Origin of the sequence: Chryseobacterium taiwanense, from assembly GCF_000813825.1 — a bacterium.
Taxonomy (GTDB): Bacteria; Bacteroidota; Bacteroidia; order Flavobacteriales; family Weeksellaceae; genus Chryseobacterium; species Chryseobacterium taiwanense.
This window is the reverse complement of record NZ_JWTA01000016.1, coordinates 63818-72324: the sequence shown is the minus strand read 5'-3', so window position 1 is coordinate 72324 and position 8507 is coordinate 63818. Positions and strand designations below refer to the sequence as shown.

The window sequence follows — 8507 nt, the reverse complement described above, 5'->3', positions numbered from 1 at the left end:
TTTTTTTTGATATATACTCTACCACTACTAATCAAAGGCAAACGAAATAACAAGTTTAAAACAAAACATAAACAAAAATCAAGTAATTCTGTTGGTTAGGGTCATATATTAATTAATTCTGGCTTTATAGCCCCGATTGAACAGCATGTTTGAGCTCTTTTTACTGGAATGGAAGCCAATATGGAAGAAGGAAGTAGTGAAAGCGGTAAATAGCTCCTAATATAAAAGAAAAGATTATTACAAAATTTCCTGACTATAGGCAACAAAAAATCCAAAGAAAAGATTCTTTGGATTTTTTGTTTCATATGAGTGTTTTAACTATATCAGTTCTAACTACTAAAAATGTTCCCAGAAAATAGGTTCGTAAGATCTGGAAAGGTCTTTAATACAGTTTTTAGAAAAGATCTGTAGCTTTACAACACTTATCCCTTTCTCTTTTGTATAGGGGAATTGAGGCGTTTTGTCAGCTGATTTCATGACGCTTCCATCAGAATAAGTGACTGTCCATCCATATCTATATTCACTATTAGAAACGTTCGGGAAGAAGTTGACAATTCCTTCACCAAATTTCCCTTGTTTAAAATCTGTAACTTCAACATCACAATTTTTACTAGTATTGGTATTTTGCTTTACATCAGTAGATGCTCCATTGATAGCATCTTCATAATTTTTACCATCTAATATTTCTATAGTCTTACTACATTGAACCATTCCTTGTGAAGTAAGAGCAGAAATAGATATTAATTGGCGACCTACTTCATTTGCTTTTAGCTTAATACTACTAAGTTTATTATCTCCTATTATTGTTGCATTTTTGCCATAATTGGACCATAAATGACAATCTTTACATTGTCCTATTTCCGGAGAAATACTGTAGGTTTCCTCATCTTGTACTTTTAATATTGACTTTCCGGTTATGGTACATTGTGAAAATGATAAACCGGAAACTAAAATGCCCAATAAAATTAGTAATTGCTTTTTCATGATTATGTTTTTATAAAATTATACCTGAATAACTCCTAAATTAAATTTCTCTGTAATAGGAGCATTGTTTGCTGCTTCAATCCCCATAGAAATCCATTTTCTTGTGTCTGTTGGATTGATAATAGCGTCCGTCCAAAGTCTAGCTGCTGAGTAAGTAGCCTCAGTTTGTTTTTGATATTTTTTAGAAATTGTATCTAATATTTCATTATGTTCTTCCTCAGAAATTTCTTTTCCTTGTTTTTTCAAGGTAGATTCCTGGATCTGTGCTAAAACTTTTGCTGCTTGTGCTCCTCCCATTACGGCTAAATCTGCCCAAGGCCAAGCTACAATTAATCTGGGATCATAAGCTTTTCCACACATCGCATAATTTCCAGCTCCGTAAGAATTTCCTGTGATGATGGTAAATTTAGGAACAACGGAATTAGAAACAGCATTTACCATTTTTGCCCCATCTTTAATGATACCTCCATGTTCTGATTTAGACCCTACCATGAAACCAGTAACGTCTTGTAAGAAGATTAATGGTATTTTTCTCTGATTACAATTAGCAATAAATCTCGTTGCTTTGTCGGCAGAATCAGAATAGATTACTCCACCAAACTGCATTTCTCCTTTACCACTTTTAACCAGTTTTCTCTGGTTGGCTACAATTCCTACAGACCAACCGTCAACTCTTGCTGTAGCACAAACTATACTTTTGCCATAATCAGGTTTGTATTCTTCATATTCAGAATTGTCAACTAGGCACTTAATGATTTCGAAAGTATCATATTGTTCTGCTCTGGAAGCAGGCATAATACCAAAAATATTATCAGGATTTTCTTTTGGAGGGAAGCTTTCAATTCTATCAAACCCAGCTTTTTCATTAGTCCCGATAGATTTCATGATGTTTTTGATTCTATCTAAAGCATCTTTATCGTCTTTTGCTTTATAATCGGTAACTCCGGAAATAGAGCAGTGTGTTGTTGCTCCACCTAAAGTTTCATTATCAATACTTTCCCCAATTGCAGCTTTTACAAGATAACTTCCTGCAAGGAAAATAGAGCCTGTTTTATCTACAATCATTGCTTCGTCACTCATGATAGGTAAATACGCTCCACCAGCAACACAACTTCCCATTACCGCAGAGATCTGGATAATTCCCATAGAGCTCATTTTTGCATTGTTTCTGAAGATTCTTCCGAAATGTTCTTTATCAGGGAAAATTTCATCCTGCATTGGTAAATAAACCCCTGCAGAATCTACCAAATAGATGATAGGGAGTCTATTTTCCATAGCGATTTCCTGTGCTCTAAGATTTTTCTTTCCTGTAATAGGAAACCAAGCTCCGGCTTTTACAGAAGCATCATTGGCAACAACAATACATTGTCTTCCGGAAACATATCCTATCACTACCACAACACCACCACTTGGGCATCCTCCGTGTTCCTGATACATTTCAAATCCTGCAAATGCTCCTATTTCTATAGAATCTGAATTTTTATCGAGAAGATATTCAATTCTTTCTCTTGCTGTCATTTTTCCTTCATCACGAAGCTTTTGAAGTCTTTTTTCACCACCGCCTTTTTTTATTTCGGAAAGTAAGCGATTGATTTCGGATAATCTTAATCTGTTTTGATCTTCTCTTTTGTTGAATTCAAGGTCCATAAAAATAAATTCATTTTATATAGCGCTAAAGATACTATTTTTAAAAGGATTTTAAACTGAAATAAAACAAGTGTTTAAAATATTGGTTTTCAGAAAATTGTGATATTTTTAACATGGAAATATTTTTATATTATTGATATTTTTTTTAACTTTACGTTAGAGTATTGGAGGTATATTCTCTATTAAAATACTCTAAGTTCCTAGTTTATTTTTTTAATAGTTTATTATTTGAAAGCCCTGAAAGTTGAGCAAATTTTCAGGGTTTTTTATGTAAAAAATGAATAAATCTATGCAATATGTTAAAGCTATTTGTAAATTTGCCTATTAAAATTAAAAAGAAGTAGGGTATGCATAAGTTGGCACTTTTTAGATTGCATTTAATTGTTTTTTTATGGGGATTTACGGCAATCTTAGGAAAACTTATTCATGCAAATGCACAGATTTTGGTTTTTTATAGAATGTTGTTTGCAGCTATTTTTCTGTACGCTTTTATTAGAATTTACAAGAAGGAAAGTATAAAAGTTTCGAAGAAAATATTTTTTCAGCTGGCTGCAATTGGTTTTACAATGGCGCTTCACTGGTATTGCTTTTTTTATTCGATTAAAGTGTCGAATGTTTCAATAGCATTAAGTTGCCTCTCATTATCTACACTATTTGCTTCTATTTTGGAGCCGATTATTTTTAAAAGGAAAATTGATGTTTCTGAAGTCGTAATGGGATTAGTGATTGTAGCCTGTATATTATTAATATTTAAAACCGAGTTCCAGTATAAAGAAGGAATTATTTATGGGATATTGTGTGCCGTTTTCGGAACCATATTCTCTGTTTTCAATGGGAAAATGTTTGGGAAAACAAGTTCGGGAAATATCATTTTTTACGAAATTTTTTGTGGATGGTTTATGCTGATGGTTATTTATTTGTTTTCCGGGCAAATTTTTCAGATGAATGAAATAAGTTATAGGGATATTGCGTTAATATGCTTATTGGCGAGTGTTTTTACTGCTTTCCCTATGTTGGAATCCGTAAAATTGATGAAATATATTTCACCCTTTACTTTAATTTTAACAGTTAATTTAGAGCCGGTTTACGGAATTATATTAGCTTTTTTTATCTTTGGAGAATCGGAACATATGAGTCCTATTTTTTATATAGCATCATTTGTAATGATACTGGCAATTATTATCAATGGTTTAATAAAAGCAAGAAAACAAAAACAACTTAATTAAGCATCGCCTAAATATGATGAAAAAATACCTATTAATACTATTTTCCCTCGCTTTCGGACTTTCTCAGTCTCAAATTATCAGAAAATATTCCAATGAATTTTTAAATATTGGAGCAGGAGCAAGAGGATTGGCAATGGGAGGAGCCGTAATCTCCAATCAGGATGATGTATACTCACCCATGTGGAATCCGGCAGGTCTTTTATCTATTCAAAGAGATTGGCAAGGAGCAGCGATGCACGCTGAGTATTTTGAATCCATTGCTAAATATGATTATTTGGCGTATGCTAAAGTATTAGAAGAAGGTGTTTTTGGAGTTTCTGTTGTAAGATTAGGAGTTGATAATATCTTGAATACAACTCAAATGATCGATGCAGAAGGAAATATTGATTATGATAAAATCACTAAATTTTCACAGTCAGATTATGCGGCATTGCTTTCTTATGCCTTTCATCCTGCAGGAAATCCTAAGCTAGATGTAGGGGTGAATGCTAAAATCGTTTATCGTAATGTTGGGAAATTTGCTAATGGTTATGGTTTTGGTTTTGATGTGGGGGCAATCTATAAAGCAGATAATGGATGGAAGTTTGGAGGGATGCTTCGTGATGCAACGACAACTGTCAACTTCTGGAGTATCAATCAAAAAGAATTATCAACAGTTGTAAATGGAGAAGAGTTTAACCCAGCTCCTTCAGATAAAATGGAACTTACTATGCCGAAGCTGAATGTAGGAGCGAGTAAATTATTTGAAATCAATAGCAGTGTGTATGTTTTGCCAGAAGCTGGTTTAAATGTAGATTTTGCAAAAACTGCGGCTTTAATTTCTTCTGATATTGCAAGTATTACACCTTATGCAGGAGCTGAATTAGGATATCAAAAAATGATTTTTGTACGATTAGGGGTAAATAGATTTCAATCCATTACAGATATTGAAGATTTGAAGAGAAAGGTATCTTTTCAACCAAGCGCAGGTATCGGAATCAGATATAGAGGCCTTACTTTGGATTATGCAATTAGTAACTCAGGAATTGGAGGTTCCAATTTCTACTCCAATTTTTTCTCATTGAAACTGGATATGGGAGAATTTAGAAATGATTAAAATTTATATTAATGAAAAAAACAGCAATACTTATCCTTACTCTTTCTTCTTTAGCTTCTTTTGCACAAAAGATTTCAGATTATAAGTATATTTCATTTCCTGCTAAATTTGAGACTTTTAAAGAAGATTTTGGGTTAGCAGAGTTATTAACTAAGACTTTACGAAGTAAAAATTATATCGTTGTTCCGTTAGATAAATTGCAATGGCCTTCTGAAGCTAAAGATAATCCTTGTAATGTATTATTAGCAGATATTATCAATGATAGTGGATTTTTGAGAAATAAGGTAGTAGTAAAATTTAAAGACTGTAATGATAAAGAAATACAATCTATAAAAGGAGCTTCAAGCATTAAAGAATATAAGGAGGGATTCCAAGATGCTTTGAAACAAACATATACGTCAATTTCTCCTGCAAATCCTATAGTTCAGTCTACAGTCCAAACTAAAGTTCAGGAACCTGTGATCTCTACTCAACCAGTTACAAATGTTTCTTCATTAGTTATAGATAATACCGCTATGAAATTTAGCAATGGCAAAATGGATTTACAAAAAATTCAGATTGATAAAAGCCAGTTTATCTTAGTTAACTCAAACAGTTCATCTCCTTTTGCTACTTTTAAAGTAACGACTAAAAATGATGTATTCAGAGTGAAATTACAAAACGGAGAATCTACATTAGGCTATTTTGAAAACGGAAATATTGTTATCGAAATTCCACAATCTAATGGAGAATATTTTAAAGAAGTTTTTTCTAAAAAATAAAATTTCAGATTAATTATAAAATGAAAGCCCTCAATTTTGAGGGCTTTTTTATGATGATAATAAAAAATTATTTTTTAATAAATTTAACTGTTTGATTGGTTTTGTGATCATTCACTTTCGCAAAATAAGTTCCTGGAGCAAGATCAGATAGCTTAATTGAAATAGTCTCACTATTTGACGAAACGGTTTTAATTAATTTTCCATTCATATCATAAATTTCAACTGATTCAATTGTATTTTTACCTTCAATAGTTAAGAAATCAGACACTGGATTAGGGTAAATTTTGGCAGAAACTTTTGATACTTCAGACGTAGTTAATGTTCCGATATTTGCTGTATAATCTGTCCAGGTTCCATAGTTGTATGCTCCGCATGGAGAATCTGCTGGTGTACCATTTGCTGAATTAGCTAAACGATTCCATACCCTCATTCTGTAATTTCCTGCAGTTACAGAAGATGGAATAGTGAAGTTGCCTGAATAAGTCTGCGTGTCACTGGCAAGATAACTCGGTAAAAATAGAGTTTCTCCGGCATCATCAAAATCCCCATCTTTATTGAAGTCTATTGCCATCCCACAAGCAATCCAACCTACAGTTGTTATATTAATTGCATAAGAAGATCCTGCGCTCAAGTTTACTGTTACAGAAGTACGATCTCTTCCTGTTGTACAGGTTCCTGATGCAAATGTATTATCAAAACTAGCGGAAGGAATGGTTACTTGGGTAATTCTCCAACTTGTACATCCACTGGAATAACTAGGATTACAATACGTTTGGGCATTAAAAAAATTGGCTAGTGTAAACGTGATGATTCCTGCAAATAGTTTTGCTAAAAAGTAGTTCTTTTTCATAATGATAATATTGGTAATTAAATGTTTAAGCTAAATTATTAAAAAAACATTAATTATGAAATATTATATGTGAAAAATTAAAATTAATTGATTTTGTTTAAATTATTGATTAAAAAAATCATGAATTACTTTTGCTTTACTTTTTCCTAATATCTCTTCTAAAGTTTCCAGATTGGATTCTTTTATACGCTTCACAGATTTCAGTTTTGAAAGCAATAATTCAATCGTCTTTTCTCCCACACCCGGAATTTCTTCCAGTTCAGATTTTATGGTAGAATTTTTTCTTCTTGTTCTGTGATGTTTTACGCCGAAACGGTGAGCCTCATCTCTTACTCTTTGTAGAATTTTTAATGTTTCCGATTTTTTATCAAGATATAATGGGATAGGATCTTCAGGAAAGAAAATCTCTTCCAGCCTTTTTGCGATTCCGACGATGGTAATTTTACCATATAATCCCAGTAAACGTAAACTTTTTACTGCTGAAGATAATTGTCCTTTTCCTCCGTCAATCAAAATTAATTGAGGTAGGTTTTCTCCTTCATCCAACATTCTTTTATAACGGCGATAAATGACTTCTTCCATCGTAGCAAAATCATTCGGACCTTCGACTGTTTTTGGATGAAAAATCCTGTAATCCGCTTTGCTTGGTTTTCCGTCTTTAAAAACTACACACGCAGAAACAGGATTTGTTCCCTGAATATTGGAGTTATCAAAACCTTCGATATGTCTTGGTTCAACAGGCATTCTCAACAACTTTTGCATTTCTGCCATGATTCTGTTGGTATGCCTTTCCGGATCAATAATCTGAACCTGTTTTAGTTTTTCTAAACGGTATTCTTTTGCGTTTTTCTCAGAAAGCTCAACGATACGTTTTTTATCACCGACTTTTGGAACGATCAGTTTCACATTCGGAATTTCAACAGATAAATGAAAAGGCAGAAGAACTTCTCTTGAATCAGAGCTAAATTTCTGTCTGATTTCAATTAAAGCCTCTTCCATAATATCTTCATCAGATTCTTCAAGAATTTTTTTGATCTCGGTGGTAAAACTTTGAATAATATTTCCGTTTCTGATTTTAAAGAAATTCACATAAGCAGCAGTTTCATCACTTGTCATTCCAAACACATCTACATCGTCGATATTTGGATTCACAACGGTATTTTTAGCCTGATAATCTTCAAGAATATCAAGTCTTTCTTTAATTAACTGAGCTTGTTCAAATTGTAAATTCTCGGCATATTTCATCATCTGATTAACCAGATAATCTTTTGCTTTTCGGAAATCTCCTTTAATAATTCCTCGAATAGCGTCAATTTTTTCGTCGTAATCTTCCTTACTTTCAAGTCCTTCACAAGGACCTTCACAATTTTTGATGTGATACTCTAAACAGACTTTATATTTTCCGTCATCAATTTTATTGGGAGCAAGATTAAGATTACAGGTTCTAAGTTTGTAAATATGCTTAATGGTATCCAACAGAATTTTTGCAGGACGTACTTTTGCATAAGGACCATAATATTCAGATCCGTCTTTGATAACATTTCTCGTTAGGAAAATTCGTGGAAAAGCTTCATTTTTGATGCATATCCATGGATAAGTTTTGTCATCTTTCAACATGACATTGTAAAACGGCTGATGTTCTTTGATAAGATTATTTTCTAATAAAAGCGCATCATATTCACTGTTTACAATAGTGGTTTCCAAACGTTGGATTTTCCCGACCATGATTTTGATTCGGTATCCTGAAAGGTTTTTGTTGAAATAAGAAAGAACCCTTTTCTTTAAGTTTTTAGCCTTTCCGACATATAAAAGTTGCTCGTTTTTATCATAATAACGATAAACACCAGGTTCGGAAGGTAAAGTTTTAAGCTGCAGTTCTAAAGAAGGATTCATATAAACAAAATTAAGGAATTTAAAGCCACAAAAAAAGCTGCAGAGTTCCT

Annotated in this window: 7 protein-coding genes; 3 read left to right on the top strand and 4 right to left on the bottom strand. The window is 32.7% G+C overall.

All coding sequences use genetic code 11. The annotated features are described in order from the left end of the window. Positions 1–336: 336 nt before the first annotated feature. Positions 337–960 (bottom strand): hypothetical protein, encoded by a 624-nt coding sequence (locus tag RM51_RS16665; RefSeq protein ID WP_131667092.1) that lies wholly within the window; start codon positions 958–960, stop codon positions 337–339. A gap of 42 nt (positions 961–1002) precedes the next feature. Continuing rightward, positions 1003–2631 (bottom strand): acyl-CoA carboxylase subunit beta, encoded by a 1629-nt coding sequence (locus RM51_RS16660; protein ID WP_039372242.1) that lies wholly within the window; start codon positions 2629–2631, stop codon positions 1003–1005. 347 nt (positions 2632–2978) lie between these two features. On the opposite strand from RM51_RS16660, the gene RM51_RS16655 reads away from it, so the two are divergent. Genes RM51_RS16655 through RM51_RS16645 form a run of 3 tightly spaced genes read left to right on the top strand, consistent with a single transcriptional unit; the run spans position 2979 to position 5714 of the window. Then, positions 2979–3857 (top strand): DMT family transporter, encoded by an 879-nt coding sequence (locus tag RM51_RS16655; protein ID WP_039372240.1) that lies wholly within the window; start codon positions 2979–2981, stop codon positions 3855–3857. 13 nt (positions 3858–3870) lie between these two features. After that, complete coding sequence (locus RM51_RS16650; protein ID WP_039372238.1) at positions 3871–4953, top strand: putative type IX sorting system protein PorV2; 1083 nt, start codon at positions 3871–3873, stop codon at positions 4951–4953. A gap of 11 nt (positions 4954–4964) precedes the next feature. After that, the gene (locus RM51_RS16645) at positions 4965–5714 is read left to right on the top strand and encodes a hypothetical protein (protein WP_039372236.1); all 750 of its coding nucleotides are present in this window, start codon (positions 4965–4967) and stop codon (positions 5712–5714) included. A 67-nt stretch (positions 5715–5781) separates the two neighbouring features. On the opposite strand, the gene RM51_RS16640 is transcribed toward RM51_RS16645, so the two are convergent. After that, a complete protein-coding gene (locus RM51_RS16640; protein WP_039372234.1) occupies positions 5782–6564 on the bottom strand; it encodes a T9SS type A sorting domain-containing protein in 783 nt (260 codons plus the stop codon). A gap of 102 nt (positions 6565–6666) precedes the next feature. Beyond that, positions 6667–8457, bottom strand: coding sequence for an excinuclease ABC subunit UvrC (gene uvrC, locus RM51_RS16635; protein ID WP_039372232.1), 1791 nt, complete (start codon positions 8455–8457; stop codon positions 6667–6669). Between the last annotated feature and the right edge of the window lie 50 nt (positions 8458–8507).